The sequence below is a fragment of the Kitasatospora cystarginea genome, from assembly GCF_039533515.1.
Classification (GTDB): Bacteria; Actinomycetota; Actinomycetes; order Streptomycetales; family Streptomycetaceae; genus Kitasatospora; species Kitasatospora cystarginea.
Genome location: NZ_BAAATR010000036.1, coordinates 70,708 through 97,590, shown reverse-complemented (window position 1 = coordinate 97,590; position 26,883 = coordinate 70,708). Strand labels below are relative to the sequence as shown.

At 71.9% G+C, this 26,883-nt stretch carries 23 protein-coding genes, 5 tRNA genes and 1 pseudogene; 21 read left to right on the top strand and 8 right to left on the bottom strand.

Features of this window, described 5'->3' with window-relative positions:
* Both ABD369_RS30820 and ABD369_RS30815 read right to left on the bottom strand, forming a co-directional pair.
* Positions 1-72, bottom strand: a pseudogene (locus tag ABD369_RS30820) (roadblock/LC7 domain-containing protein); the annotation flags it as partial.
* A 10-nt stretch (positions 73-82) separates the two neighbouring features.
* Positions 83-4,057 (bottom strand): nitrate- and nitrite sensing domain-containing protein, encoded by a 3,975-nt coding sequence (locus ABD369_RS30815; RefSeq protein WP_344639866.1) that lies wholly within the window; start codon positions 4,055-4,057, stop codon positions 83-85.
* A 544-nt stretch (positions 4,058-4,601) separates the two neighbouring features.
* On the opposite strand from ABD369_RS30815, the gene ABD369_RS30810 reads away from it, so the two are divergent.
* The 8 genes from ABD369_RS30810 to ABD369_RS30775 all read left to right on the top strand — a co-directional run bounded on the left by ABD369_RS30810 (position 4,602) and on the right by ABD369_RS30775 (position 8,052).
* Entirely contained in the window at positions 4,602-4,811 is a 210-nt protein-coding gene (locus ABD369_RS30810) for a hypothetical protein (RefSeq protein WP_344639865.1), read from the top strand.
* 216 nt (positions 4,812-5,027) lie between these two features.
* Positions 5,028-5,828, top strand: a complete 801-nt coding sequence (locus ABD369_RS30805; protein ID WP_344639864.1) for a fumarylacetoacetate hydrolase family protein — start codon at positions 5,028-5,030, stop codon at positions 5,826-5,828.
* Positions 5,821-7,350 carry a glutamate--tRNA ligase gene (gene gltX / locus ABD369_RS30800; RefSeq protein ID WP_344639863.1) on the top strand — a complete coding sequence of 510 codons (1,530 nt, stop codon included), beginning with the start codon at positions 5,821-5,823 and terminating at the stop codon, positions 7,348-7,350. Before ABD369_RS30805 ends, gltX begins: the two co-directional genes overlap by 8 nt.
* Positions 7,351-7,563: 213 nt before the next feature.
* Positions 7,564-7,635, top strand: a tRNA-Gln gene (locus ABD369_RS30795).
* A 20-nt stretch (positions 7,636-7,655) separates the two neighbouring features.
* A tRNA-Glu gene (locus tag ABD369_RS30790) sits at positions 7,656-7,728 on the top strand.
* Between the two features lie 27 nt (positions 7,729-7,755).
* Positions 7,756-7,828: transfer RNA gene (locus ABD369_RS30785), tRNA-Glu, on the top strand.
* Positions 7,829-7,855: 27 nt separating this feature from the next.
* A tRNA-Glu gene (locus ABD369_RS30780) sits at positions 7,856-7,931 on the top strand.
* A 46-nt stretch (positions 7,932-7,977) separates the two neighbouring features.
* Positions 7,978-8,052, top strand: a tRNA-Gln gene (locus ABD369_RS30775).
* 107 nt (positions 8,053-8,159) lie between these two features.
* Here the strand turns inward: ABD369_RS30775 and ndgR are convergent.
* Positions 8,160-8,873, bottom strand: a complete 714-nt coding sequence (gene ndgR / locus ABD369_RS30770) for an IclR family transcriptional regulator NdgR (RefSeq protein WP_030275730.1) — start codon at positions 8,871-8,873, stop codon at positions 8,160-8,162.
* A 233-nt stretch (positions 8,874-9,106) separates the two neighbouring features.
* Between ndgR and leuC the strand changes: the two genes are divergently transcribed.
* The 4 genes from leuC (at position 9,107) to ABD369_RS30750 (ending at position 12,460) form a co-directional block, all read left to right on the top strand.
* Positions 9,107-10,522, top strand: coding sequence for a 3-isopropylmalate dehydratase large subunit (leuC, locus tag ABD369_RS30765; RefSeq protein WP_344639862.1), 1,416 nt, complete (start codon positions 9,107-9,109; stop codon positions 10,520-10,522).
* A gap of 2 nt (positions 10,523-10,524) precedes the next feature.
* Positions 10,525-11,121, top strand: a complete 597-nt coding sequence (leuD, locus tag ABD369_RS30760) for a 3-isopropylmalate dehydratase small subunit (RefSeq protein ID WP_344639861.1) — start codon at positions 10,525-10,527, stop codon at positions 11,119-11,121.
* 168 nt (positions 11,122-11,289) lie between these two features.
* Positions 11,290-11,637, top strand: a complete 348-nt coding sequence (locus ABD369_RS41285; RefSeq protein WP_425557819.1) for an SCO5555 family protein — start codon at positions 11,290-11,292, stop codon at positions 11,635-11,637.
* Positions 11,638-11,770: 133 nt separating this feature from the next.
* Positions 11,771-12,460: an HU family DNA-binding protein gene (locus tag ABD369_RS30750; RefSeq protein WP_344639860.1), complete on the top strand. Its 690-nt coding sequence runs from the start codon at positions 11,771-11,773 to the stop codon at positions 12,458-12,460.
* Positions 12,461-12,874: 414 nt separating this feature from the next.
* Here ABD369_RS30750 and ABD369_RS30745 read toward each other — a convergent pair whose 3' ends face one another.
* Positions 12,875-13,102 (bottom strand): hypothetical protein, encoded by a 228-nt coding sequence (locus tag ABD369_RS30745; RefSeq protein ID WP_344639859.1) that lies wholly within the window; start codon positions 13,100-13,102, stop codon positions 12,875-12,877.
* Positions 13,103-13,258: 156 nt separating this feature from the next.
* The gene (cofC, locus tag ABD369_RS30740) at positions 13,259-13,954 is read right to left on the bottom strand and encodes a 2-phospho-L-lactate guanylyltransferase (protein ID WP_344639858.1); all 696 of its coding nucleotides are present in this window, start codon (positions 13,952-13,954) and stop codon (positions 13,259-13,261) included.
* 208 nt (positions 13,955-14,162) lie between these two features.
* Here cofC and ABD369_RS30735 point away from each other — a divergent pair, with 208 nt between their 5' ends.
* The 3 genes from ABD369_RS30735 to ABD369_RS30725 all read left to right on the top strand — a co-directional run bounded on the left by ABD369_RS30735 (position 14,163) and on the right by ABD369_RS30725 (position 17,273).
* Complete coding sequence (locus ABD369_RS30735) at positions 14,163-14,993, top strand: lysophospholipid acyltransferase family protein (RefSeq protein ID WP_344639857.1); 831 nt, start codon at positions 14,163-14,165, stop codon at positions 14,991-14,993.
* Complete coding sequence (locus tag ABD369_RS30730) at positions 14,990-15,991, top strand: NAD(P)H-dependent glycerol-3-phosphate dehydrogenase (RefSeq protein ID WP_344639856.1); 1,002 nt, start codon at positions 14,990-14,992, stop codon at positions 15,989-15,991. Before ABD369_RS30735 ends, ABD369_RS30730 begins: the two co-directional genes overlap by 4 nt.
* Before the next feature lie 130 nt (positions 15,992-16,121).
* Entirely contained in the window at positions 16,122-17,273 is a 1,152-nt protein-coding gene (locus ABD369_RS30725; protein WP_344639855.1) for a D-alanine--D-alanine ligase family protein, read from the top strand.
* Between the two features lie 38 nt (positions 17,274-17,311).
* Here the strand turns inward: ABD369_RS30725 and ABD369_RS30720 are convergent, their stop codons facing one another.
* Together ABD369_RS30720 and ABD369_RS30715 are read right to left on the bottom strand one after the other, a co-directional pair.
* On the bottom strand, positions 17,312-17,830 hold the full coding sequence (locus ABD369_RS30720; RefSeq protein WP_344639854.1) for a DUF3515 domain-containing protein: 519 nt from the start codon (positions 17,828-17,830) through the stop codon (positions 17,312-17,314).
* A gap of 19 nt (positions 17,831-17,849) precedes the next feature.
* On the bottom strand, positions 17,850-18,083 hold the full coding sequence (locus ABD369_RS30715) for an Lrp/AsnC family transcriptional regulator (RefSeq protein ID WP_344639853.1): 234 nt from the start codon (positions 18,081-18,083) through the stop codon (positions 17,850-17,852).
* Between the two features lie 244 nt (positions 18,084-18,327).
* Here ABD369_RS30715 and ABD369_RS30710 point away from each other — a divergent pair, with 244 nt between their 5' ends.
* The 3 genes from ABD369_RS30710 to thiD all read left to right on the top strand — a co-directional run bounded on the left by ABD369_RS30710 (position 18,328) and on the right by thiD (position 21,589).
* The gene (locus ABD369_RS30710; protein WP_344639852.1) at positions 18,328-19,296 is read left to right on the top strand and encodes a thiamine-phosphate kinase; all 969 of its coding nucleotides are present in this window, start codon (positions 18,328-18,330) and stop codon (positions 19,294-19,296) included.
* Positions 19,297-19,694: 398 nt separating this feature from the next.
* On the top strand, positions 19,695-20,720 hold the full coding sequence (locus tag ABD369_RS30705; protein ID WP_344639851.1) for a 6-phosphofructokinase: 1,026 nt from the start codon (positions 19,695-19,697) through the stop codon (positions 20,718-20,720).
* 53 nt (positions 20,721-20,773) lie between these two features.
* A complete protein-coding gene (gene thiD, locus ABD369_RS30700) occupies positions 20,774-21,589 on the top strand; it encodes a bifunctional hydroxymethylpyrimidine kinase/phosphomethylpyrimidine kinase (protein ID WP_344639850.1) in 816 nt (271 codons plus the stop codon).
* Between the two features lie 178 nt (positions 21,590-21,767).
* Here the strand turns inward: thiD and rpmB are convergent, their stop codons facing one another.
* On the bottom strand, positions 21,768-21,953 hold the full coding sequence (rpmB, locus tag ABD369_RS30695; protein WP_344639849.1) for a 50S ribosomal protein L28: 186 nt from the start codon (positions 21,951-21,953) through the stop codon (positions 21,768-21,770).
* A 357-nt stretch (positions 21,954-22,310) separates the two neighbouring features.
* Here rpmB and ABD369_RS30690 point away from each other — a divergent pair, with 357 nt between their 5' ends.
* From ABD369_RS30690 to ABD369_RS30680, 3 genes are all read left to right on the top strand, one after another.
* Complete coding sequence (locus tag ABD369_RS30690) at positions 22,311-23,936, top strand: DAK2 domain-containing protein (RefSeq protein ID WP_344639848.1); 1,626 nt, start codon at positions 22,311-22,313, stop codon at positions 23,934-23,936.
* Positions 23,937-23,972: 36 nt separating this feature from the next.
* Positions 23,973-26,177, top strand: coding sequence for an ATP-dependent DNA helicase RecG (gene recG, locus ABD369_RS30685; protein ID WP_344639847.1), 2,205 nt, complete (start codon positions 23,973-23,975; stop codon positions 26,175-26,177).
* Positions 26,178-26,316: 139 nt separating this feature from the next.
* On the top strand, positions 26,317-26,829 hold the full coding sequence (locus ABD369_RS30680; RefSeq protein WP_344639846.1) for a hypothetical protein: 513 nt from the start codon (positions 26,317-26,319) through the stop codon (positions 26,827-26,829).
* Positions 26,830-26,883 lie beyond the last annotated feature (54 nt).

Sequence of the window (26,883 nt, the reverse complement as noted above, 5' to 3'; positions counted from 1 at the left end):
GTGCGACACCCCGGGGGTGTTGTCCACGAAATTGGTGATCAGCCAGTTCAGGTTCTGTGCGGCCTGGCTCATCTGACTCAACTCAACGCTCCTGGTGATCTGGGCCGAACTCGCCGAAGCCTCCGTTGCCCCGAGGGGCGTCGAAGCCGTCGAACCGCTGCGGACGGGTGGGCCGCTGGCCCGGGTGCGCGGCGCCACCGGGGTTACCCGTGGGTGCACCGGTACCGGGGACCGGCGTACCGCCTGCGGGTGTCGTACCGCCCGCGCCGGCCTGGCGGCCCTGCTGGATGCCGCGGCGCAGGTTGGTCAGACGACCGCGGACCTCCTCGGGGGCTCGGGAGACCTGCGGGCCGGTCAGCGGCGCCGCCTCGGCGGTGCCGGAGACCAGGTTGGCCTGCGGCGTACGCCGGGGCAGGCCGGAAAGCGTCATGCCACTGGTCGAGGGCTGGCGGACCTGCTCGGCGCGGCGCCAGCGCTCGTCGTTCGCCGACGGGCGCCACGGGGCCTCGGAGGCCTGACCGGGCTGAGCGGCCGGGCCGGGCTGGCCCTGCTGGCCCTGCTGGCCCTGCTGGTCCGGCATGACCGGACGCGGGCGCTCCTGCTCCATGCGCTGCTGCGGGGCCTGGGCCTGGGGCGGCTGCTGGCCGGCCTGCGGGGCCTGCGGCTGCTGCTGCGCGGCCAGGTCCGCGGGGAAGCCCGGCGCGGTGGTACCGGGACGCTGGGGCTGGTACGTCGGACGCGGGCGGCCGAGCGCCGGCTGCTGGAACTGCCGGCCGTCGCCGATGGTGCCCTGCGGGCCATCGATGCCCGGACCGGTGGGCAGCGCCATCGGCTGCTGCCGCTGCGGGGCCGGACGCTCCTGAGCGGGCTGCGGCAGGTTCGGCTGCGGCTGCCGGCCGTCCGGGACCTGCGGAGCCGAAGCCGCCTGCGGGGCGGCCGGGTTGGGCACGCTCGGGAGGACCGGCTCGACCAGGCCGAGACCCAGCGGGTCACGCGGGTCGATCTGGCTGGCCTCGAACCGCGGCCGGGAGAGCGAACCGGTGGTCTCGGCCGCGGCCGGGGGCTGGGCCGCCTGCTGAGCGAGTGCCTGGGAAGCCTGGGGCTGGGCCTGCTGAACCTGCTGAGCCGGTGCCTGGCCCTGGGCCTGCGGCTGCTGCGCGGGCGGCTGCTGGCCGGCCTGCGGGGCCTGCGGCCGGGCGGCCGGAGCGGGTTGCTGCGGCTGGCCGGGCGCGGTCTGCGGACGACGGTTGGGCAGCTCCTGGCCGGGGCGGCCCTGCTCGCCCCGGGCGGGACGGGTCGGCAGGCCGCCGTTCGACGGCTGCTCGGCCCAACCGTGCTGCGGCTGCTCGGCGTTGGGCCGCGGACGCTCCTGCGCGGGGCCGGGACGGTTGGCCCCGGACCCGGCATCGCCACGGCGCGGCAGACCGCCGCCGGGGCCGGCCGGCGCACCGGAGGCGCCCGGCGTACGGCGGGGCGGCTGGCCGGGGGCAGGGGTCTCGCGCAGCGACTTTCCGACCGAGCGGGTGGGCAGGCCGCCGCCGGCCTGGGGCGCGTTCGGTGCGCCGGCAGGCTGGCCGCCCTGCGGACCGCCCGGCAGGGTGGCCTGGGGGTTGCGGGTGGGCAGGCCGCCGCCGGCCTGGGGCGCGTTCGGTGCGCCGGCCGGCTGGCCGCCCTGCGGACCGCCCGGCAGGGTTGCCTGAGGGTTGCGGGTGGGCAGGCCACCGCCCGGGCCGGCCGGAGCACCCGGAGCACCCGGCATGCCCGGTGCACCCGGGCGGCTGCCGGCCTGCGGGCCCTGGCCGAGCTGCGGACGGCCGGTCGGGGCACCGCCGGACGCGCCCTGGCCGAGCGCGGCGGCCTGGCGGCCGGACAGCGCCTCGGCGGCACCGCCGCGGCCCTGGCGCGGTGCCGGGGCGACGCCGCGCTGCTGCTTGGCCTGCGCTGCACCGCCTCGGCTGCCGCGCCGGTCGGCCGAGGTGGTGACGTCGATCGGGAGCATGACGAGTGCGGTGGTGCCGCCGGAGTCGCTGGGGCGCAGCTGGATCCGGATGCCGTGACGCAGGGACAGGCGGCCGACCACGAAGAGGCCCATGCGGCGGGAGACGGAGACGTCCACGGTCGGCGGGCTGGCCAGGCGCTCGTTGATCTCCGCCAGGTCGTCGGGGGAGAGGCCGATACCGGTGTCGTGGATCTCGACCAGCACCCGGCCGTCCGGCAGCGCGTGGCCGGTGACCCGGACGCGGGTCTGCGGGCTGGAGAACGAGGTGGCGTTCTCCAGCAGCTCGGCGAGCAGGTGGACGAGGTCGTTGACGACGCGGCCGGCGACCTCGGCCGAGGGGACCGCGGCGAGTTCGATGCGCTCGTACTGCTCTACCTCGGAGGCGGCGGCGCGGAGCACGTCGACCAGCGGGACGGGACGGGTCCAGCGACGGCCGGGGTCCTCACCGGCGAGAACGAGCAGGTTTTCGCCGTTGCGGCGCATACGGGTGGCGAGGTGGTCCAGCTTGAAGAGGCTGGCCAGCTGGTCCGGGTCCGCCTCGCGGCTCTCCAGCTCGGAGATCAGCGACAGCTGGCGCTGGATCAGACCCTGGCTGCGGCGCGAGAGGTTGGTGAACATCGCGTTGATGTTGCCTCGCAGCAGGGCCTGCTCGGCGGCGAGGCGGACGGCCTCGCTGTGCACCATGTCGAACGCGTGCGCCACATGGCCGATCTCGTCGGCCGAGTCGACGCCGACGGGGGCGATGGAGATGTCGACGTCCTGCGGGTCGCTCTCGGAGAGCGTCTTGACCAGTTCCGGCAGTCGCCGCTCGGCGACGTCCTCGGCGGCCGCCTGCAGTCGGGTCAGCGAGCGCACCATCGAGCGGGCCACGATGGCGGCACCGGCGATGGCGACGATGAGGACGAGGGCGATCAGCGAGACGTTGATCACGGTCTCGGTGTCGGCGTCGTCCTGGAGCTGCTGGGCCTTGCCGTTGAGCTGCTCCAGCAGCGAGGACTCGATCTTCTGCTCGGCGGTGATCTTCGCGCTGGCGTCGTCGTACCAGCTCTTGTAGGTGCGGACGTCGCTCTGCTTGATGCCGTTGGTGTTGAGGACGGCCTTGGTGTAGCGCTCGGCCTCGGCGATCACCTGGTTGTAGGTGAGCGGGGCGCGCAGCGCCACGGCCGCGGCGTCGCCGTAGATGGCGGTGAAGTTGGTGTTGGCGTTGTCCTCTTCGGTCTGCAGCCGGATACCGAAGGTCTCGTCCGAGGTGCTCAGGTCCTGGCCGCCGGAGCGGGCGAGCGCGGCGCTGATCAGCGCGCGCTGCATCGAGGCGGCCTCCTTGGCCAGCGAGAACTGCTGCAGGGCCCGGGTCACCTTGACCAGCTCGGTGCTGTTCGAGGCGATCGCGATGTCCTGGGTGATGCCCAGCAGGTCCTTGATGATCACGTCGTAGTTGGTGATCGTGGCCTGGATGTTGTCCTGGTTGGTGTACGCGGTGCTGCGGGCCTCGGAGAGCTGGTTGAGGTCCTTGCGGACCTGGAGCAGCAGCGCCTGGCCACCGGCGAGGTCGAGGTTGTCGAAGTTGTCGGCGCTGGCCGCGAAGGCCTTGCTGAGGGTGTCCGTGGTCTTCCGGGCGTTGAGGACGTCTGGGTCCTGCTGGTTGCTGCTGCTCACGGTCAGCGGACCGGCGCTGATGTCGCGCTCGGTCTGCAGCGCGTTGGCCAGCGCGGTGGCCTTCTGGGCCAGGTCCGACAGGCCGGTCATCTGCGACAGCTGCTTGGAGTTCTGCTCCGAGGACTGGATGCGCAGGCCACCGAGGACCAGGGAGACGACCACGGGGAGCAGCAGCAGGGCGATCAGACGGGTACGGATTCGCCAGTTGCGCATGGCGAACCGGGACATACCGGTGGCACGGCGGCGGTTCAGCGAGCCCCGCAGTCGGGACCGGCGCTTCTCGCCGGCCTGTTCGGCCTCCGGAGCACCGTCCTTGCCCGCGGACTGCTCCGGGCCGGTACCGGCGCCGGTCGCCTGCTGGTCCGGCTCGTTGGCCGGTGCTGCCTGGTGGGGGCCTGCCACGGGCTCGCGCGACTCCGGGTCACCCGCGGCGCCGCTGCCCCTCTTGAAACGTCCCTGCACTGGCGTCGCAACCTCTGGACCGGGCGTCCCTCTCCGCTGTCGCGGACGGGACGGTGTCGAGTTTTTCCGTGGCATTCCAGCACAGCGGGAGAAGTCCAACAAGGGCCGTTACCTGGCGGTGTCCTGAGCTACCGAGCGCATGCAGATTCTCACTGACTGTGTGGTAACCCCACCCGAATACGGTCTTTTTCGGACACTCGCCGGATACATGCCAACTTGGCCGTGGATCGCCAAGAGTCGCAGACGTTCTCATCTGTCCGAAATGCCGCAATTGTCAGGCCGATCGGCGGGGATGAAATGTCCGCAATGCGTATTCTGCTACTCAATTTGTGAGCAAGGTCACATCTGAATGTATAGCTTTGATCGCGGCGCCTGTGGAATGAGATCCCTAATCTGGCTGTGCGGAGCAGTGCACCCATGAGCCTGCCCAAAGTCACGCAGGCCGACTCCTGTGAGCCGGCCCCGAACCCCAAGGTGCTACGCGATGTCCCAGCCGGAGCAGAAGGCCGTCACCACGTCCACGCCCGTCAGCGATGCCACGGCGAACCCGCGCCGGACCACGCTGGCCGCCGCCGAGGGCTACGGGGACGCTCCGCAGCAGGCCGTCTACACGACCGAACTGCCCGCCAGCACCGCCAACCCGCGCCGCACCGTCCTGATGGTCGCCCCGGCGCCGCGCAAGCCGCTGGACTGACCGGCGGGGCGCGAGGGCCCGGAGGGGGCGTCGGCCGCGACCGCGGCAGGCGCCCCTTTTCTCTCCTCCCAGGCCGTGCCGGGAGCGGCGGCCGATTTGTCCGACCGTCCCCCCGGCCGTGCGCGAAGGGCCTGCGGAGGGCCACGCGATAGCCTGGGGAGCGTTCGAGCAGGGCCCGGTAAGGCCGGTGCCCGACTGACCGAGAGGCTCCCAACCGTGCGCATTGCCAGGTTCTCCGTCCGGGAAGGGAGCCCTGCCGCCGGCAGCGTCTCCTTCGGCGTGGTCGAGGGCGACCCCTCCCAGCCCGAGTCTCTGGTGGTCCACGCGCTGGCCGGCCACCCGATCGTCTCCATGCAGCTGAGCGGGGAGAGCTACCGGATGGAGGACATCCGGCTGCTGGCACCGATCCTCCCCAACAAGATCGTCGCGGTCGGCCGGAACTACGCGGCGCACGCGGCGGAGCTCGGCAACGAGGTCCCGGCCGTCCCGCTCACCTTCTTCAAGCCCTCCACCGCGGTGATCGGCCCCACCGAGTCCATCGCGTACCCGCCGTTCTCCTCGGACGTCCAGCCGGAGGCCGAACTGGCCGTGGTGATCGGCCGGATGGGCCGGGAGGTGCCGCTGGAGCGGGTTCCGGAGATCGTCTTCGGCTACACCTGCGCCAACGACGTCACCGCGCGCGACGTGCAGCAGCGCGAGGGGCAGTGGGCGCGGGCCAAGGGCTTCGACACCTCCTGCCCGCTCGGGCCGTGGATCGAGACCGAACTCGACCCGAGTGATCTGGCGATCACCTGTACGGTCAACGGCGACCTGCGGCAGACCGGCCGGACCTCCCTGATGGTCCGTTCGATCGCGGAGCTGATCGTCCATATCTCCGAGGCGATGACGCTGCTCCCGGGCGACGTCATCCTCACCGGCACCCCGGCAGGTGTCGGCCCCATCAACGTCGGCGACGAAGTCGCCGTCTCCATCGAAGGCATCGGCACTCTCACCAACAAGGTGATCAAGCGTGGTTAGCACTGAGCCGGGTACGACCCCGGCCACCCCGAAGGACCCGACCGTCCGAGTCCGCTTCTGTCCCTCCCCGACCGGCAACCCCCACGTCGGCCTCGTCCGCACCGCCCTCTTCAACTGGGCCTTCGCCCGCCACCACGGCGGCAAGCTGGTCTTCCGGATCGAGGACACCGACGCCGCCCGCGACTCCGAGGAGTCGTACAACCAGCTGCTGGACGCGATGCGCTGGCTCGGCTTCGACTGGGACGAGGGTCCCGAGATCGGCGGCCCGCACACGCCGTACCGGCAGTCGCAGCGGATGGACATCTACGCCGACGTCGCCAAGCGCCTGCACGAGGCCGGCCACGCCTACCACTGCTACTGCACCACCGAGGAGCTGGACGCCCGCCGCGAGGCCGCCCGCGCGGCCGGCAAGCCCTCCGGCTACGACGGCCACTGCCGTGAGCTGACGGAGGACCAGGTCGCCGTCTACGAGCAGGAGGGTCGCAAGCCGATCCTCCGCTTCCGGATGCCCGACAAGACCATCTCCTTCGACGACCTGGTCCGCGGCGAGCTGAGCTTCGAGTCGGAGAACGTGCCGGACTACGGCATCGTCCGTGCCAACGGCGCCCCGCTGTACACCCTGGTCAACCCGGTGGACGACGCCCTGATGGGCATCACCCACGTCCTGCGCGGCGAGGACCTGCTCTCCTCCACCCCGCGTCAGATCGCCCTGTACGCCGCGCTGGCCGAGATCGGCGTCGGCAGCGGCGTCACCCCGCGCTTCGGCCACCTGCCGTACGTGATGGGCGAGGGCAACAAGAAGCTGTCCAAGCGCGACCCGCAGGCCAGCCTCAACCTGTACCGCGAGCGCGGTTTCATCCGCGAGGGCCTGCTCAACTACCTGTCGCTGCTCGGCTGGTCGCTCGCCGAGGACCGCGACCTGTTCTCCATGGACGAGCTGGTCGCCGCCTTCGACGTCTCGAAGGTGAACTCCAACCCGGCCCGGTTCGACCTGAAGAAGTGCGAGGCGATCAACGCCGAGCACCTGCGCAGGCTGGCCCCGGAGGACTTCGTCCAGCGCCTGGTGCCGTACCTGCAGGCCCCCGGCCTGCTGCCGGCCGAGCCGAGCGCCGAGCAGCTCGACCTGCTGGCCAAGGTGGCGCCGCTCACCCAGGAGCGGATGGTCGTACTGAGCGAGATCGTCAACATGGCGGGCTTCCTCTTCGTCGACCCCGCCGACTTCAAGGTCCAGGAGGAGGACGCGGCCAAGGCGCTCACCGTCGACGCCCGTCCGGTGCTGGAGGCCAGCATCAAGGCGCTGGAGGGGCTCGGCGACTTCACGCCCGAGCCGATCCAGGCGGTGCTGCGCGAGTCGCTGGTGGACGGTCTGGGCATCAAGCCCAAGTTCGCCTTCACCCCGCTGCGGGTGGCGGTCACCGGCCGCCGGGTCTCCCCGCCGCTGTTCGAGTCGATGGAGCTGCTCGGCCGCGCCGAGACGCTGCGCAGGCTGACGGCCGCCCTGGACCTCGTCCCGACCTCCTGAGCCCCGGCTGCGGGGCGGCTGCGGGCCCGGTCCTGACCTGGCACGCAGCCGCCCCGCCCCCGGCCAGGGGTTATCGATTTTGGACCCAGGCCAGACGTCGGGTAATGTTCTTTCTGCGCCGCCCGGGAGGGAACGGACGAGGGAGTGAAACCCCGTCGGGAACCGAGCGAGAGGCGCAACGCCCGAGGAGAGCTCGCAAGGGTTCAACTCTGGTGGGGTATGGTGTAATTGGCAGCACGAGTGATTCTGGTTCATTTAGTCTAGGTTCGAGTCCTGGTACCCCAGCGCAGTTCAGAATAGATCAAGCCCCCGTTGTGTAGCGGCCTAGCACGCTGCCCTCTCACGGCAGTAGCGCCGGTTCGAATCCGGTCGGGGGTACTGGTTCCGCAAGGAGCCGTTCGGAAAGCCCCCGTTGTGTAGCGGCCTAGCACGCTGCCCTCTCACGGCAGTAGCGCCGGTTCGAATCCGGTCGGGGGTACTGATCCTGCAAGGGATCGCTTAGAAGGCCCCCGTTGTGTAGCGGCCTAGCACGCTGCCCTCTCAAGGCAGTAGCGCCGGTTCGAATCCGGTCGGGGGTACCAGAGCGGCTGGGCCGGTGGGTGGAATCCCATCGGCCGAGCGCTTTGTTGGGGTATGGTGTAATTGGCAGCACGAGTGATTCTGGTTCATTTAGTCTAGGTTCGAGTCCTGGTACCCCAGCCAGAAATTGAGTCCCGGTCGATCCGGGACTTTTTTGTTTTCCCCGGAATGTGCCGGGTCAATGCGGAAGGGCCGCTCCGAATTTCCGGAGCGGCCCTTCCGCATTGCTTTCAGCCGCGGCGCAGTGCCTCGGTGAGCCGGTTCGCGGCCTCGATGATGGCCTGGGCGTGCAGCCGGCCCGGGTGGCGGGTCAGGCGCTCGATCGGGCCGGAGACCGAGACTGCGGCCACCACCCGGTTGGAGGGGCCCCGTACGGGCGCGGAGACGGACGCCACGCCGGGCTCCCGCTCCCCGATGGACTGGGCCCAGCCGCGCCGCCGTACGCCGCTCAGCGCGGTCGCGGTGAAGCGGGCGCCCTGGAGGCCCCGGTGGAGCCGCTCGGGCTCCTCCCAGGCCAGTAGGACCTGGGCGGCCGAGCCGGCCTTCATCGGCAGGGTGCTGCCGACCGGGACGGTGTCCCGCAGGCCGGAGAGCCGCTCGGCGGCGGCGACGCAGATCCTCATCTCGCCCTGTCGGCGGTAGAGCTGCGCGCTCTCGCCGGTGACGTCGCGCAGGTGGGTCAGGACCGGGCCCGCGGTGGCGAGCAGCCGGTCCTCGCCCGCCGCGGCGGAGAGTTCGGCAAGTCGGGGGCCGAGGATGAAACGACCCTGCATGTCCCTGGTGACCAGGCGGTGGTGTTCGAGTGCGACGGCGAGTCGGTGGGCGGTGGGCCGCGCCAGACCGGTGGCGGCGACCAGCCCCGCCAACGTGGCGGGGCCCGACTCCAGTGCGCTGAGCACCAGAGCGGCCTTGTCGAGAACGCCGACGCCGCTAGTGTTGTCCATGTCTCGATACTGCAGTCTCAGTCCGCGAGACGCAAGTTCAATCCTGCCGGGAAAGCGCCACTCTTGAAGCAGCAACCCGGGAGAAACCCAGGATCGGCCCCTCGCCAGGGTGTCCACATCCTGGACAACAGATCCGGCGTGCGGGTCCGCCCGCGGAGCCTCACCAGGGCGGCCCGGGAAGCGACCCCGACGACACGAGAAGGCCGGCAGAGCGGCCGGCTGGAGGGAAAGCGATGGGACGGACACTCGCGGAGAAGGTCTGGGACGACCACGTCGTCCGGCGCGCCGAGGGCGAGCCTGACCTGCTCTACATCGATCTGCACCTGCTGCACGAGGTGACCAGCCCGCAGGCGTTCGACGGGCTGCGGCTGGCCGGACGGAAGGTCCGCAGGACCGACCTCACCATCGCCACCGAGGACCACAACACCCCCACCCTGGACATCGACAAGCCGATCGCCGACCCGGTCTCCAAGGTGCAGCTGGAGACCCTGCGCAGGAACGCCGAGGAGTTCGGCGTACGCATCCACTCGCTCGGCGACGTCGAGCAGGGCGTGGTGCACGTGGTCGGTCCGCAGCTGGGCCTGACCCAGCCCGGCACGACCGTGGTCTGTGGCGACTCTCACACCTCCACCCACGGCGCTTTCGGAGCGCTGGCGTTCGGCATCGGCACCAGCCAGGTCGAGCACGTGCTGGCCACCCAGACGCTGCCGCTGGCCCCGTTCAAGACCATGGCGATCACGGTCGAGGGCGAACTGTCCGAGGGCGTCACCGCCAAGGACCTGATCCTGGCCGTCATCGCCAGGATCGGCACCGGCGGCGGCCAGGGCTACGTCCTGGAGTACCGCGGCTCGGCGATCCGCAGCCTCTCCATGGAGGCCCGGATGACCGTCTGCAACATGTCGATCGAGGCCGGCGCCCGCGCGGGCATGATCGCCCCCGACCAGACCACCTTCGACTACCTGCGGGGCCGTCCGCACGCCCCCGAGGGCGAGGACTGGGACGCCGCCGTCGAGTACTGGAAGACCCTGGCCACCGACGAGGACGCGGTCTTCGACGCCGAGGTCTTCATCGACGCGGGCGAACTGACCCCGTTCGTCACCTGGGGCACCAACCCCGGCCAGGGCGCACCGCTCGGGGCCTCGGTGCCGGACCCGGCCTCCTTCGCCGACCCGCAGGAGCGGATCGCCGCCGAGAACGCGCTCAAGTACATGGGCCTGGAGGCCGGTACACCGCTGCGCGAGGTCGAGGTGGACGCGGTCTTCGTCGGCTCCTGCACCAACGGCCGGATCGAGGACCTGAGGGCCGCCGCCGCGGTCCTGGAGGGCCGCAGCGTCGCCGAGGGCGTCCGGATGCTGGTCGTCCCGGGCTCGGTCCGGGTCGCCCTGCAGGCCGTCGAGGAGGGCCTGGACAAGGTGTTCACCACCGCCGGCGCCGAATGGCGGCACGCGGGTTGCTCGATGTGCCTGGGCATGAATCCCGACCAACTGGCGCCCGGTGAGCGTTGCGCCTCCACCTCCAACCGCAACTTCGAGGGACGGCAGGGCAAGGGCGGCCGTACCCACCTGGTGTCACCTCAGGTCGCCGCCGCGACCGCCGTTCTGGGCCGCCTGGCCTCGCCCGCCGACCTGACCGTCCCCGTGGAGGCCTGACAATGGAGAAGTTCACCACTCACACCGGCCGGGCCGTCCCGCTGCGCCGCAGCAACGTGGACACCGACCAGATCATCCCGGCGCACTGGCTGAAGAAGGTCACCCGTTCCGGTTTCGAGGACGGCCTGTTCGAGGCCTGGCGCAAGGACTCGGAATTCGTGCTCAACCAGCCCGAGCGACAGGGCGCCACGGTCCTGGTGGCCGGCCCGGAGTTCGGCACCGGTTCCTCGCGTGAGCACGCGGTCTGGGCGCTGCAGAACTACGGTTTCGCGGCGGTGATCTCCTCGCGGTTCGCCGACATCTTCCGCGGCAACTCGCTGAAGAACGGCCTGCTGACGGTGGTCCTGCCGCAGGAGACGGTGGAGCGGCTGTGGGCGCTCACCGAAGCCGATCCGGCCGCCGAGATCACCGTCGACCTCGAGGCCCGCGAGGTGCGAGCCGAGGGTGTCAACGCCCCGTTCGAGCTGGACGACAATGTCCGCTGGCGGCTGCTGAACGGTCTGGACGACATCAGCATCACGCTGCAGAACGAGGCCGACATCGCGGCCTTCGAGCGCACTCGCCCGAGCTTCAAGCCGCGTACGCAGCCGGTCGCCTGAGCGCGCCCTTTCTGACGGTCCGACGGATGGCCCGCTCCCTATCGGGGGGGCGGGCCATCCGCTGTTCCCGCCCTGAGTTCGGGTCTCACGCGGGCTCGGGATACTTGCCGGGATTTGTCGGAGAGGGGTGCGGACAGCGCAACTCTGTACAGATGGCACAATCGTTGCATGCACTGGCACCGTGAACCTCCGTACGAGGGTGGCGAACCCGCGTCGACGGAGGGGACGGACGGTGTCGCCGAGAGTCGAATTGACGATCGGCAGGACGACCAGACCTCACCTGCTGAGGAACCGGACGAGCCGGAAGTCGCAGCGCTCTACGCGCTTGTGGCCGAGCGGTTGAAGCAAGCCCATGCACGCGTTCATGCGCTGAACGTGTCAGCAGAGGCAAAGACCGCTCTCACCCGTCAACTGTTGATGGTCACGGAGACCGCCAAGCGTGATCTTCCGGAGGCGGCAAGGCGGTTGAGTCGCTTTGTGCAAGACCTCGACGAGGGGCACCTGCCTCTCGGCTGAGGTCGCCGACGCGCAAATCCATTGCGACACTAGGGTGATTCGCGCGTTTGGTAATTGAAAGTCCGCAGATACATACCTAACGTGCGAAAAGAACGGATGGAATCATCCGGCGCCCGTTTCCGAAGGGGAAGACGTGAACAAGGCTCAGCTTGTCGAAGCGGTGGCCGAGCAGCTGGGTGGTCGCAAGGCTGCCGCAGAGGCCGTCGATGCAGTGCTCGACACGATGGTGCGTGCCGTGGTGGCTGGAGACCGGGTTTCGGTCACCGGTTTCGGCACCTTCGAGAAGGTGGAGCGCTCCGCGCGCTTCGCCCGTAACCCGCAGACCGGCGAGAGGGTCAAGGTCAAGAAGACCTCGGTGCCGCGCTTCCGTCCGGGCCAGGGTTTCAAGGACCTGGTCAGCGGCTCCAAGAAGCTGCCGAAGGAAGGCCCCTCGGTGAAGAAGGCCCCCAAGGGCTCGCTCACCCCGGGTAAGGCCGGCGTCGCCGCGACCCCGGCCGCCAAGCGCGCCGCGGCCAAGCGTGCCGCCGCGGCCACCGCCCCCGCCAAGAAGGCGGCGGCGAAGAAGGTCACCGCCGCTGCGGCGAAGAAGGCCGCCCCGGCTGCGGCGAAGAAGGCCGCCCCGGCTGCCGCGAAGAAGGCCGCGGTCAAGAAGACCACCGCCACCAAGACCGCTGCGGCGAAGAAGACCACCGCCACCAAGACCACCGCGGCGAAGAAGACCACCGCCACGGTGGCCAAGAAGGCGGCGGCGGTCAAGAAGACCGCTCCGGCGAAGAAGACCACCACGCGCAAGACCACCGCGCGCAAGTCGACCGCCAAGTAAGGTCCGGCAGGTTTTCCGGGCGGTACCAGCGGACGGCCGGATCGGCCGTGAGCCGTGGCGGCTCGCTACCGGGGAGATCCCGGAGCGAGCCGCCACGGCTCTTCCACGTTCAGGGACCGGCCGTCCGGTGCCGGGTGGAAGGCGTGAGCAGCAGGGAAACCGGTGCTCGGACGGTTGTCACGGTGCATCGATCCGCCCGCCGTCTTCAGCCGGTTCCCGGGCGCGCCAGAGCGTTCCGGGAAAGGCGCTCAGGGGGCTGTCGCCGGGGTGGACGCGGTACGAGGCGCACCGGTATTTCCACGGGCCCGGTGCGTTGGGAGCGGGTGGCGGCATTCCCGGGAAGCTACGGAGAGTTGGCGCTCGGATTCGCGCCGGCTGGACGCTCGCGCGCCGTACGGGGGTGCCGGCTCGGGGCTAGTCCTGCCCCTCGGCCGGGTCGGGGAAGGTCTGCAGGGTCACGAAGACAACCCGGAGGCTCTCGCCGCTGCCCTCGGTACGGATCCGCACCCGCTGGCCGGGCCGCAGCAGGCGCAGGCCGCCGGCGTCGAAGGCCGCCGCGTCGAACGGCACCGGGGTGCCGTCGTCGAGCAGCACGGAACCCGCGTGCGTGTCGGGGTCGAAGGTGAACGCGGTGGCCTGCATACCCGCAGCATATCGGCGAGTTGATGCGCGGGTGGCCGGGGGCGCCGCCGGGGGTGCGACAGGTCCCCCACCTCGGTGCGCTGTGCGGCCCTCAAGGGCCCGGAGTGCGGCGGGGGACGGGCTCTTCGTGCATACCGCGCGCCCGGGAGAGGCCGGTCAGCGGCACCGCCCGCTCGGGGTGAACAGCACGGCGGAGGCGGAGGTGCTGCGGGGGCCGAGGCCCAGGCTGCGGGCGGCGACGAGGTCGTCGCCGGTGTCCACGTCGCGGCGGACCGAGGGGACGTCGGGCAGGGTGATCTCGTACGCGCCGCCGGCCGCGTGGCGCTCCCGGCTCGCCCCGCCGAACTCCGGTCGCAGGGCGGAGTCCGCGGCGCAGGCGAGCAGTGTGGTGCCGATGCCGGGCGCGTCCGCCAGGAAGGCCCGCCCGGTGGCCGGCACGGCGGCCAGCACCCGGGCGAGTTCGGCGGGCCGCAGCGCCGGGAGGTCGGCGGAGAGCGCGGCGACGGGGGAGTGCGGCGCGATCCGGCGGGCGTGTGCCGCGCCGTGCGCGAGGGCCGGGTTGAGGCCGCCGCCGGGTTCGTCGTCGAGGACCAGCGCGCCGAGTCGCGCCAACTCGGGCCCGGCCAACGGGTCCCGGGTGACCACCAGGACTTGGGCCACGTCCTGGCAGGCCAGCGCGGCCGTCACGGTGTCCAGCGCGAAGGCCAGCGCGAGCGCCGCGCGCCGTTCGCCGGCGAAGGCGCCGAGCCGGCTCTTGGCCATCGCGAGCGGTTTCACCGGCAGCACCAACGACCAGCCGGGGCGGGCAGCAGGCGGAACCGGCTCGACGGGGCGTACCGTGTCCTGGGTCATCGGCGTCATTGTGGCGTCGGTGCCGAAGCCCTGGCCAGGCGGGTACCGCGTAGGTTGACGTGCGATTGGTCACTTGCTGCGGGCCGCGGGGGAAGGCTCCTCGACAGCCGGTGAGGCGACGGGCGAGACTGATCCGCGCCCGGGGCCCGGGCACCGGGAACGGACTGCGGCACCTCGGAGTGCCGCACTTGATCGAGGAGGAGCTGGGGTGGCCCGCCGCTCGTACGCCAGATTCGGCAACGCCGACTACGGGTTCTGGTACCGCTTCGCGGCCGTGCTCGTGAAGCCGGTGACGACCGCACTGGTGAAGCCCGAGTGGCGCGGCTGGGAACACCTGCCCGAGGAGGGCGGGTTCATCGCGGTGGTGAACCACAACTCGATCATCGACCCGGTGGTGTACGCGCACTGGCAGTACAACAGCGGCCGCCCGCCCCGGATACTGGGCAAGTCTTCGCTCTTCTCGGTGCCGTTCATCGGGTTCATGCTGCGCAAGACCGGCCAGATCCCGGTGTTCCGCGAGTCCACCGACGCCGCCGAGGCGTTCCGCGCCGCGATCGACGCCGTCAACGCGGGCCAGTGCGTGCAGTTCTACCCCGAGGGCACCCTCACCCGTGACCCCGACCTGTGGCCGATGACCGGCAAGAGCGGGGCGGCCCGGGTCGCGCTGATGACCGGCGCGCCGGTCATCCCGGTGGCGCACTGGGGCGCGCACGAGATCATCCCGCCGTACGGCCGGGGCGGAAGGGGCAAGTACCACCTCTTCCCCCGGCACAAGGTGACCGTTGCGGCCGGCCCGCCGGTGGACCTGAGCAAGTACCAGGGCCAGGAGCTCACCGCCAAGGTGCTCCGTGAGGCCACCGACGACATCATGGCGGCGATCACCGCCGTGCTCGCCGACATCCGCGGCGAACAGCCGCCGGCCGAGCGCTACGACATGCGCACGGCCGCCCGGGAGCGCGCCGCGGCCGCCGCCGCCAAGCGCGAGCGGGCGAGTGGCGGGCAGGACGAAGGCACCACCCCCGAGGAGAGTTCCAAGTGACCCGCTGCGCCGTCTTCGGAACCGGCTCCTGGGGTACCCCGTTCGCGATGATCCTGGCCGACGCCGGCTGCGAGGTGACCCTCTGGGGCCGCCGCCAGGAGCTGGTGGACACCATCGAGCGGACCCACGAGAACCCCGACTACCTGCCCGGGGTGCGGCTGCCGGACAGCGTCCACGCCACCACCGACCCCGCCGAGGCGCTGGCCGGTGCGGACTTCGCCGTGCTGGCGATCCCGTCCCAGACGCTCCGTCAGAACCTCGCCGCCTGGGCGCCGTTGATCGGTCCGCGGACGGTCCTGGTGAGCCTGATGAAGGGCATCGAACTCGGCACCGCCAAGCGGATGAGCGAGGTCGTCCAGGAGGTCGCCGGGGTCGGCCCGGAGCGGGTCGCGGTGGTCAGCGGACCCAACCTGGCGAAGGAGATCGCCAACCGGCAGCCGGCCGCCTGTGTGGTCGCCTGCACCGACGAGGAGGTCGCCAAGCGCCTCCAAGCCGCTTGCCACACCCCGTACTTCCGCGCCTACACCAACACCGACGTGGTCGGCTGCGAACTCGGCGGCGCGGTCAAGAACGTGATCGCGCTGGCGGTCGGCATGGCCGACGGGATGGGCCTGGGCGACAACAGCAAGGCCACCCTGATGACCCGTGGACTGGCCGAGACCACCCGCCTCGGCCTCGCCCTCGGCGCCGACCCGCTCACCTTCTCGGGGCTGGCCGGGATGGGCGACCTGGTCGCCACCTGCTCCTCGCCGCTCTCCCGCAACCACACCTTCGGCACCAACCTCGGCCGCGGCATGACGGTCGAGGAGACCATCGCCGCCACCAAGCAGACCGCCGAGGGCGTCAAGTCCTGCGAGTCGGTGCTCGATCTGGCCCGGCGCAACCACGTCGAGATGCCGATCGTCGAGGCCGTGGTGGACGTGGTGCACCACGGTCGGCCCACCCAAGAGGTGCTCGCCGGACTGATGGCCCGCTCCGCGAAGCCGGAGCGGCGGTAGCGGCCGGACGGCGGGGCTGGGCGGCCCGATTCGCGAAAGCGGCTGAAGTATGCCGAAAACGGACAATGCCCGATTCGAGTAGTCGGCGTGACTTTCCCGAAACCGCTCGCACGGTAGTCTCAAGCGCGATATGAGCATCGAACAGCACTCCCCGAACCCGGGCGCTTCGGGCGCCAAGCCGCGCGTCGCGATCGTCTTCGGCGGTCGCAGCTCCGAGCACGCCATCTCGGTCTCCACGGCCGGCAGCGTGCTCAAGGCCATCGACCGCACCAAGTACGAGGTGCTGCCGATCGGCATCACGCACGAGGGCCGCTGGGCCCTGGTCAGCGACGAGCCGGCCCGGATGGCGATCACCGACGGCAAGCTGCCGGCCGTGTCCCAGATCGCCGAGTCCGGCGACGGTCAGGTCACCCTGCCGGTCAGCCCGGACAGCCGGGAGGTGGTCCTGGCGACCTCCACCGAGGCGCCCAAGGCCCTCGGCGAGGTCGACGTGGTCCTGCCGCTGCTGCACGGCCCCTGGGGCGAGGACGGCACCCTCCAGGGCATGCTGGAGCTCTCCGGCGTCCCGTACGTCGGCTCCGGTGTGCTGGCCAGCGCGGTGGGCATGGACAAGGAGTTCACCAAGCGGATCCTCCAGTCGCACGGCATCGGCGTCGGCGCCTACACGGTGGTCAAGTCGCGCGAGTGGGAGTCCGAGGCGGGCCGCGCGGCGGCGCGCGAGCGGATCGCCGAGCTCGGTCTGCCGCTCTTCGTGAAGCCCTGCCGGGCCGGTTCCAGCGTGGGCATCAGCAAGGTCAAGGACCTCGCCGACCTGGACGCCGCGATCGAGGAGGCCCGCCGGCACGACCCCAAGGTGATCGTCGAGGCCGGGCTCGAGGGCCGCGAGATCGAGTGCGCCGTGCTGGAGTTCGAGGACGGCCCGCGGGCCAGCGTCCCGGCCGAGATCCTGGTCGGCGGCGACTACGAGTTCTACGACTTCGACGCCAAGTACATCGACTCCTCCGAGGTGCAGATCCCGGCGAAGCTGACCGAGGACGAGACCGCCGAGATCCGCCGCCAGGCCGTCGCCGCCTTCGAGGCGCTCGGCTGCGAGGGGCTGGCCCGGGTGGACTTCTTCCTGCTCACCGATGGCCGCTGGGTGGTCAACGAGATCAACACCATGCCCGGCTTCACCCCCATCTCGGCCTACCCGAAGATGTGGGAGGCCAGCGGCGTGGGTTACGCGGAGCTGATCGACCGGCTGCTCCAGGCGGCGCTGCGCCGCTCCACCGGCCTGCGCTGAGTCGTCGGGTCGGAGCCCGCTCGCCCGGTCCCGGAGGGTTACAGGCCGTCCGGGACCGTGGACTTGATCGCGTCGGTGAGCGAGCTGAGCGGGTCGATGTAGTTCGAGTAAGCGCCCTGCGGCACGGTGATCTCGACGTACGCCTTGCGCAGCGTGGTGACGAAGCGGTAGCCGCCGTGGCCGTCCGGCGCCATGCCGAACTGCACGTCGTTCACCTCGGGCGCGGAGGCCGTGGGGTCGTCGTCGAGGTAGCCGGGACGGTCGATGCCGCACTTCAGCACGGTGTGCGGTGAGCTGTTCCAGGCGGCCGTGTACGGGGAGTCGGGCTTCGGGTCCTGCCGCTTGTGCCCCAGCACGGTGTCGGGCAGCGCCTTGTCCAGCGCGGCGCAGATCTTCGCCACGGCCGGTGCCGGCGTGGGCGGGGTGACGTTCGGCGGGGTGCTCCAGTCGACGAGCAGCAGTGCGATCCCGCCCAGCAGCGCGACCGGCGGTGCAGCCCAGCGCAGCGGGGCGGGCAGCGACATCAGGCGGGCGCTCGGACCGGGGAATCGGGGCATCCGCCGATGGTAACCGGGCCTACAGATGGACCACCGGGCAGGTGAGCGTACGGGTGATCCCCTCGACCTGCTGGATCCTGGCCACCACGAGGCGCCCGAGATCGTCCACCGTCTGGGCCTCGGCACGGACGATGACGTCGTAGGGGCCGGTGACGTCCTCGGCCTGCACCACTCCGGTGATCTCGGAGATGGCCTGGGCCACCGCGGTGGCCTTGCCCACCTCGGTCTGGATCAGGATGTATGCCTGTACCACGGGAGACCTCCAGGCGGGGGTGGGCTGACCGGCAGTCTGGATCACCACGCTACCGCGCAGCGGGGCCGGGAGGGGAGACTTCGGCAGGGTCCGAGGGCGTACGCTGCGCGCGGGGGAGTGCGGAACGAGCGCGGGCGGGGACGGACGGGTACGGGACGCGGCCGGGCGGGAGCCCGGAGCGGATCCGGGTCCCTGAGGTGCTTCAGTCATCAGTTGCTTCAGGCATCAGTGGAGAGGACGGCAGATGCAGGGGACCGTGGGCGAGCTGGGCGAGTTCGGACTCATCCGGGAGCTGACCGCCCGGCTGCCGCTGACTCCGGCCGTCGAACTCGGCCCCGGGGACGACGCCGCCGTGGTCAAGGCGCCGGACGGCCGGGTGGTGGCCACCAGCGACGTGTTGATCGAGGGACGGCACTTCCGCCGGGACTGGTCCACCGCCTATGACGTGGGCCGCAAGTCCGCCGCCCAGAACCTGGCGGACATCGCCGCGATGGGCGCCGTCCCGACCGCGCTGCTGCTGGGCCTGGTGACCCCCGCCGACCTGCCCATCACCTGGGCCACCGAGCTGATGGACGGGCTCCGCGACGAGTGCCAGGTGGCCGGGGCGGCCGTGGTCGGCGGCGACGTGGTCGGCGGCGACGCCATCACCCTGGCGATCACCGCGCTGGGCGACCTGCAGGGCCGGGCCCCGGTGAAGCGCTCGGGCGCGCAAGTCGGCGACGTGGTCGCGGTGACCGGTTGGCTCGGCTGGTCGGCGGCCGGACTGACCGTACTGCAGCGCGGGTTCCGCTCCCCGCGCGCCTTCGTGGAGGCGCACCGGCGGCCCGAACCGCCGTACCACGCGGGCCCGGCCGGTGCGGACCTCGGCGCGACCTCGATGGTCGACGTCAGCGACGGCCTGGTGGCCGACCTCGGCCATGTCGCCAAGGCCAGCGGCGTCGACATCGACCTGCGCGCGGCCGACTTCGACATCCCCGCGCAGATGGCCGACATCGGCCAGGCGGTCGGGGTGGACCCGCTGGTATGGGTGCTCTCCGGCGGCGAGGACCACGCGATCGCGGCCACCTTCCCGGCCACCGTCCAGCTGCCCGCCCGCTGGCGGGTGGTGGGCACTGTGGTCCGGATCGCCGGCGCCGCCCGCGGCGGCCAGGTCACCGTGGACGGGGCTCCCTGGGACCGCGTCGGCGGCTGGGACCACTTCGCGGCCCATTAGCGGGCAACCGCGGGGCGTGGGGCGGGCGTTCGTACCGGCGGGAGCGCCCGTACGGGCGCCGGCGCCGGCGGCGGGCGACTCCGGGAGGAGGCCAACCGCGCGTTCGGGCCGAGGTGTTGAGCCCATCCGCGCCGGCGCTGTCCGAGGGTGCGGGAACCGTGCTCGAAGCCGGGCGGGTTCACGGTGGGCGCAGCGTACGGCTTGCGCAGCCCCGGGAGGCCGTCCCGTCACCGGAGTTTCCCCCTGGGGGTGGTACTGGCGCGGGGATCCGGTCCGGGAGGGGTTCGGCGCGTAGGCTTGCGCTGTCGGTCCTGGCCGGGTTTGTCCGGTCTGTCCGGCCCGTACGGATCCATCGGCCCGGGGCGGTGCCGCCCCTGGAGCGGGAGAGCGCACCCACCATGCGAATCGGCGTCCTGACCAGCGGAGGCGACTGCCCCGGCCTCAACGCGGTGATCCGCTCGGTGGTGCACCGGGGCACCGATGTCCACGGCGACGAGATCATCGGCATCGAGGACGGCTTCCTCGGGCTGATCGAGGGCCGCGCCCGCCCGGTCTCGCACGACGACGTCACGGGGCTGCTCACCCTCGGCGGCACCATCCTGGGCTCGGCCCGGGTGCGGCGCGACCGGATCAACTGGGCCGTGGAGAACGCCCGTACGCTGGCCCGGAACCTCGGTATCGACGCCCTGATCGCGATCGGCGGCGAGGGCACGCTGACCGCCGCCAGGATGTTCTCCGAGGCCGGGCTGCCCGTGGTCGGCGTCCCGAAGACCATCGACAACGACATCGAGGCCACCGACGTGACCTTCGGCTTCGACACGGCCGTTCACGTCGCGACCGAGGCGATCGACCGGCTGAAGACCACCGCCGAGTCCCACCAGCGGGTGATGGTGGTCGAGTTGATGGGACGTCACACCGGTTGGATCACCCTGACCGCCGGGATGGCGGGTGGCGCGCACGGCATCCTCATCCCCGAGAAGCCGTTCGACATCGAGGCGGTGGCCCGGATGGTCGAGGAGCGCTTCGACCGGCACAAGAAGTTCGCCATCATCGCGGTCGCCGAGGGCGCCAAGCCGGCGCCGGGCACGCTCCGCTTCGACCACGGCGAGGTCGACCAGTACGGCCACCAGACCTTCGGCGGGATCGGCAACCGGCTCGCGCACGAGCTGGAGGACCTGCTCGGCAAGGAGGCCCGCCCGGTCATCCTCGGTCACACCCAGCGCGGCGGCACCCCCACCGCCCGGGACCGGGTGCTCGCCTCCCGCTTCGGCTGGCACGCCGTGGAGGCCGTCCACCAGGGTGCCTTCGGGCACTTCACCGCGCTGCGCGGCACCGAGATCAGGCTGGTGCCGATCGTGGACGCCGTGGTCAAGCTGAAGACCGTGCCCGAGGACCGCTGGCTGGAGTCGGAGGCGGTGCTCTGATCCTCGGGCCGGGCCGGGACGGCTGGCCGGACGCCGCCCGGTAGGTTGGCGACATGAGCAGCCAGTCAGCACCTCCCGTCGCGGTACCCCCGCGCGTCCTCACCGTCGCCGGCTCCGACTCCGGTGGCGGTGCCGGCATCCAGGCCGACCTCAAGACCATGCTCGCGCTCGGGGTGCACGGCATGAGCGTGATCACCGCCGTCACCGCGCAGAACTCGGTCGGTGTGCAGGGCTACTGGGAGCTGCCCGCCGAAGCCGTCCGCGCCCAGTTCCGCAGCGTGGTGGACGACATCGGCGTGCAGGCCGTGAAGACCGGCATGCTGGCCTCCGTCGAACTGGTCGAGACCGTGTCCGAGCTGCTCGCCGGTGTGCCGGCGCCGGTGGTGGTGGACCCGGTCGGCGTCTCCAAGCACGGCGACGCGCTGCTCGCAGCCGAGGCGGTCGCCACCGTACGGGAGCGGCTGCTGCCGGTCGCCACCCTCGCCACGCCCAACCTGCACGAGGTGGCGCAGCTCACCGGCATCACGGTGGAGCGGGAGGAGGACATGCTGGACGCGGCCAGGGCGCTGCACGACCTCGGCCCGCGCTGGGTCCTGGTCAAGGGCGGACATCTGGCGGGCGAGGCCGCGGACCTGCTCTACGGCGGTCCCGGCGAGGAGCACTGGTACCGCGCCGAGCGCTATGACAACCGGCACACCCACGGCACCGGCTGCACCCTGGCCAGCGCCGTCGCCGCCGAGCTCGCCAAGGGCCTGGCGATGCCCGAGGCGGTCGGTGCGGCCAAGGCGTACGTCACCGGCGCGATCCGGCGGGGCTTCCCGCTCGGCGCCGGCATCGGCCCGGTCGACCACGGCTGGCGCTGGCGCTGACCCAGGGACGCGTACGGCCCGGGGCGGGAACCCCGGGCCGTACGGTCAAGGCGGAACGTCCGTCCCGGCGCCGCGAGGGCGAGACGCCGGACAGGTCCTGGGCGTCGGGACAAAGCAGATAGCCGACCCACCCGAGGGTGGATCGGCTGTCCGGAGGACCGGCTTACCGGTCTGCGCGTCAGCGCGAGACCTTACCGGCCTTGATGCACGAGGTGCAGACGTTGAGCCGCTTCGGCGTCCGCCCAATCACAGCGCGCACCGTCTGGATGTTGGGGTTCCAACGACGGGAGGTACGGCGGTGCGAGTGGGAGATGCTGTTGCCGAAGCCCGGCCCCTTGCCGCAGACGTCGCAGTTGGCAGCCACAGGAGTCACTCCAAGACTTCAGATCATTTACGTTCGAAAACCCCGGCTGAGCCTCCCGGGCCACTCACGTGGACCGGATCGGTTCAAGGGGTGAGCCCGGGTTGTTCCAGGCAACCGGAAGAGCATACAACGCCGCGTCCGGTTAAACGAAACTACCACGCCCCGGGCGGTGATCGTTCCCGCCGCCCGCGCCGTCCGCCCGTCCGCACCGCTCGGGGGCGTGACGCGCCCGCTCGGTGGTGCCCGGCGGTGCTCGCCCTGCGCGCGGCCCGCCGACGGCCACCGATAACCTGCGGGTATCGCCCCTCGCCACCGCGTTCAGTCGCGTTCCCGTGGCGTTCACCCGGAGGAGAGCTGGTGCTGGACACGCTCGACGCCCCGACCGTCCGCACCTGGAGCCGGCTCGCCCTGACCGCCCTCGGTCAGGCCCGCGAGGAGATCGACGCGCTCAACGTCTACCCCGTTCCCGACGGCGACACCGGCACCAACCTGTACCTGACCGTCGAGGCCGCGGCCGCCGCCGTCGAGCGCTGCTTCGCCGAGCACGCCGGCGAGCCGGACCTGGCCGCCGCCGCCGCGGCGATGGCCAGGGGCGCGCTGGTCGGCGCCCGCGGCAACTCCGGTGTGATCCTCGCCCAGCTGCTGCGCGGCATGGCCGAGGTACTCGCCCGGGGCGGTGACCCCGCGCTGCTGCGCCAGGCCCTCCAGCGAGCCGCCGAGGCCGCCTACCAGGCCGTCGCCGAGCCGGTCGAGGGAACCCTGCTCACGGTCGCCGCCGAGGCCGCCAGGGCCGCCGCGGGGACCGCCGGCGGCCTGGCGGAGACCGCCGACACCGCCTACCGCGCCGCCCGGACCGCGCTGATGCACACCCCCGAGCAACTGGACGTACTGGCCGAGGCCGGAGTGGTGGACGCCGGCGGCCGCGGCCTGGTCGCCGTCCTCGGCGCCCTCGCCGACGCCGTCGCCGGACAGACCCCGATGGGCCCGGTCGCCCTCCGGCAGGGCCTCGGCGCCACCGGACTCGCGGAGAGCTGCGAGGGGCACGAGCGCCCGGCCGGTCCCGGCCACCCCGCCTTCGAGGTGATCTACCTGCTGGACGCCCCCGACGACACCCTCCCGGCACTCCGCGCCAGGCTCGGCACCCTCGGCGACTCCCTGGTGGTCGGCGGCGGCGACGGCCTGTGGAGCGTCCACGTGCACGTGGACGATGCCGGAGCCGCCGTCGAGGCCGCCCTCGAGGCCGGACGGCCGCACCGGATCCGGATCACGCACTTCGCCGAGGCCGCCGCCCGCGCGGGGAAGCGGGCCAGGACCGCGCCCGAGGGCCGCGCCGTGCTCAGCGTGGTCTCCGGCACCGGTTTGGCCGAACTCTGCGAGCAGGCCGGATCCGCCGTCCTGCTGGCCGATCCGGACCGGCCGCCCGCCAGCGCCGAGCTCGCCGAGGCCGTCCGCCGCTGCGCCGCCCGCGAGGTCGTGCTGCTGCTCAACGACCCCGAACTGCGAGCCGCCGCCGGAGCCGCCGCCGACCAGCTCCGCGAGGAGGGCGTGCGGATCGCCGTCCTGCCCACCCGCTCGCCGGTCCAGGGGCTGGCCGCGCTCGCCGTGCACGAGAGCGCCCGACGCTTCGACGAGGACGTGGTCGCCATGACCTCCGCCGCAGGAGCCACCCGCTACGCCGAACTCGCGATCGCCGAGGGCGAGTCCTGGACCATGGCCGGGGTCTGCCAGGCCGGGGACGTCCTCGGCCTGATCGACGGCGACGTCGCGGTGATCGGCACCGGCCTCGCCGAGACCGGTGCGGTGGTGCTCTCCCGGATGCTCGCGGCCGGCGGCGAACTGGTCACCCTGGTGCTCGGCGAGGGCGTACCGGCGGGACTGGCCGAGGAGTTGGTGGCACTCGCGCGCAAGCAGCGGCCCGAGGTCGACACCGTGGTCTTCGAGGGCGGGCAGGAGGCCGCGCCGTTGCTGATCGGGGTGGAGTGACCCGGTCTGTCGCAGCCGTGGTGTACACAGGGTGCGATGGGCGCTCTCGATGAACCACTGACCAAGCTGGTCGGCGACCGCACCGCGAAGGTGCTGGCCGACAGCCTCAAGCTGCGCACGGTCGGCGACCTGCTGCACCACTACCCGCGCCGCTACGTCGAGCGCGGTCAGCTCACCAGCCTGGACGAGCTGGAGGTGGACGAGCACGTCACGGTGCTCGCCCGGATCGAGAAGGTGACGCTGATCCCTTTCAAGGCGCGCAAGGGCGACCGCCTGGAGGTGATCGTCACCGACGGCCGCAGCCGGCTCTCGCTGGTCTTCTTCAACCAGGGCTGGCGGCAGAAGGAGCTGCGCCCGGGCGCCCAGGGCCTGTTCGCCGGCAAGGTCGGCCTGTTCAACCGAACCCGCCAACTAGCCTCGCCCGACTACCAGTTGCTGGACGAGGAGGCGGACTCGTCGGCCGCCCGGCAGTTCGCCGGCCGGCTGATCCCGGTCTACCCGGCCAGCGCCCAGATGCCCAGCTGGAAGCTGTCCATCTGCATCGAGACCGCCCTCGCCAAGCACCTCGGCGACGTCGGTGAGCCGCTGCCCGCCGAGCTCCGGGAGAAGCACCGGCTGATCCCGCTGCCCGAGGCGCTCGAGCTCATCCACCGCCCGCGCAACCACGCCGAGCGCGAGCGCGCCCAGAGCCGCCTGCGCTGGGACGAGGCGTTCGTCCTCCAGGTCGCCCTGGCCCAGCGCCGGGCCGCCGACGCGGCACTTCCGGCCGTCCCCCGACAGGCCCGTCCCGGCGGTCTGCTGGCCGCCTTCGACGCCCGGCTGCCCTTCACCCTCACCGACGGCCAGCAGAAGGTCTCCGCCGAGATCGCCGCCGACCTCGCCTCCGCCCATCCGATGCACCGCCTGCTCCAGGGCGAGGTCGGCTCCGGCAAGACGCTGGTCGCACTGCGGGCCATGCTCACCGTGGTCGACGCGGGCGGCCAGGCGGTGCTGCTGGCGCCGACCGAGGTGCTCGCCCAGCAGCACCACCGCTCGATCGCGGAGATGATGGGCGATCTGGCCGAGGGCGGCATGCTCGGCGGCTCCGAACTCGGGACGAAGGTCGTGCTGCTCACCGGCTCGATGGGTGTGCCGGCCCGGCGGCAGGCGATGCTCGACATGGCCTGCGGCGACGCCGGGGTGACCATCGGCACCCACGCCCTGATCGAGGACAAGGTCCAGTTCCAGGACCTCGGCCTGGTCGTGGTGGACGAGCAGCACCGCTTCGGCGTCGAGCAGCGGGACGCGCTGCGCAACAAGGGCGAACAACCCCCGCACCTGCTGGTCATGACGGCCACCCCGATCCCGCGCACCGTCGCCATGACGGTCTTCGGTGACCTGGAGACCTCCGTCCTCGACCAGCTCCCGGCCGGGCGTTCGCCGATCTCCAGCCATGTGGTGCCGGCGGTCGAGAAGCCCAGCTTCCTCGCCCGGGCCTGGGAGCGGGTCCGCGAGGAGGTGGCCAAGGGCCACCAGGCGTACGTGGTCTGCCCGCGGATCGGCGACGAGCCGGACGAACCGAAGAAGAAGCGGGCCAAGTCCCTGCCGGACGACCCGGAGGACCTGGGTGCCGCGAGCGACGACCGCAGGCCGCCGCTCTCCGTGGTGGAGACCGCCGAGACGCTCACCAAGGGTCCGCTGGCCGGGCTGCGGGTGGAGATCCTGCACGGGCGGCTGGCGCCGGAGGCCAAGGACGACGTGATGAAGCGTTTCGCGGCGGGCGAGGTGGACGTCCTGGTCGCCACCACCGTGATCGAGGTCGGCGTCAACGTGCCCAACTCCACGGTCATGGTCATCATGGACGCCGACCGCTTCGGCGTCTCCCAGCTCCACCAACTGCGCGGCCGGGTGGGCCGCGGCAGCGCCCCCGGCCTCTGCCTGCTGGTCAGCGACATGCCCGCGGGCAGCGCGGCCCGGGCCCGGCTGGACGCGGTGGCCGGCACCCTGGACGGCTTCGAGCTCTCCCGGATCGACCTGGAGCAGCGCCGCGAGGGCGATGTGCTCGGGCAGGCCCAGTCCGGGGTGAAGTCCTCGCTGAAGGTGCTCTCCGTGCTGGACGACGAGGAGATCATCGCCACCGCCCGCGCGGAGGCCGCCGCCCTGGTCGCGGAGGACCCGGCCCTGGCCGGCCACCCCGAGCTGCGGACGGCCCTGGAGAGCCTGCTGGACGAGGAGCGCGCCGAGTACCTGGAGAAGGGCTGACGGCCCGCCCGCGGCGGCTCCCGCACCCGGGGGCCCGGCCCGGCCGGGCACCCTCGATTGTCAGTGCCCCACGAGAGAATGAAGGTGTTCAGGGCGCACCTCAAGGTGCGTACCTGGCACGACACTTGGGGGTCCTGCCATGGCATTCCGTCATCTCAACGAGCTCCCGCTCGGCGACAAGATCTTCCGGATCGAGCTCGCCAGTGAGGACGACCGCGAAGTCACCCTGACCCTGACCGGCTGGCGCGAGGGTGCCGCCGCCAGCCCGCTCGCCTCCGGCAAGCTCCGCCTCCCCGTCGAGGACGTCGCCAACCTCCGGATCGCGCTGAACCGCGCGCTGCGGGCGCTGGCGATCGTCGCCGAGGTCTCCGAGCCCATCCCCGACCGTGACGTGCTGCGCGAGCTGTACCCCGGCCACGGCGCCCCGTGGGTGCCGCAGCACGAGGAGGAGCTGGTCCGCCGCTTCCACGAGAGCGAGACCATCGCCCGGATCGCCGCCCGCTTCGGCCGTACGCCCGACTCCGTCCGCACCAAGCTGCGTGAGCTCGGTCACGACCCGCGCCGCCCCGACCACTGCCCGCCCGACGGCTGCCTGTCCTGGTCCCGCTACGCCTCCCCGGCCCTGCTCGGGGCGGTCTCGGCGGCCGAGTAGCCCACGGCCCGGCGGCGCCGTGGGGCGCCGCCGGGCCGCCCGGCGAGTGGGCGC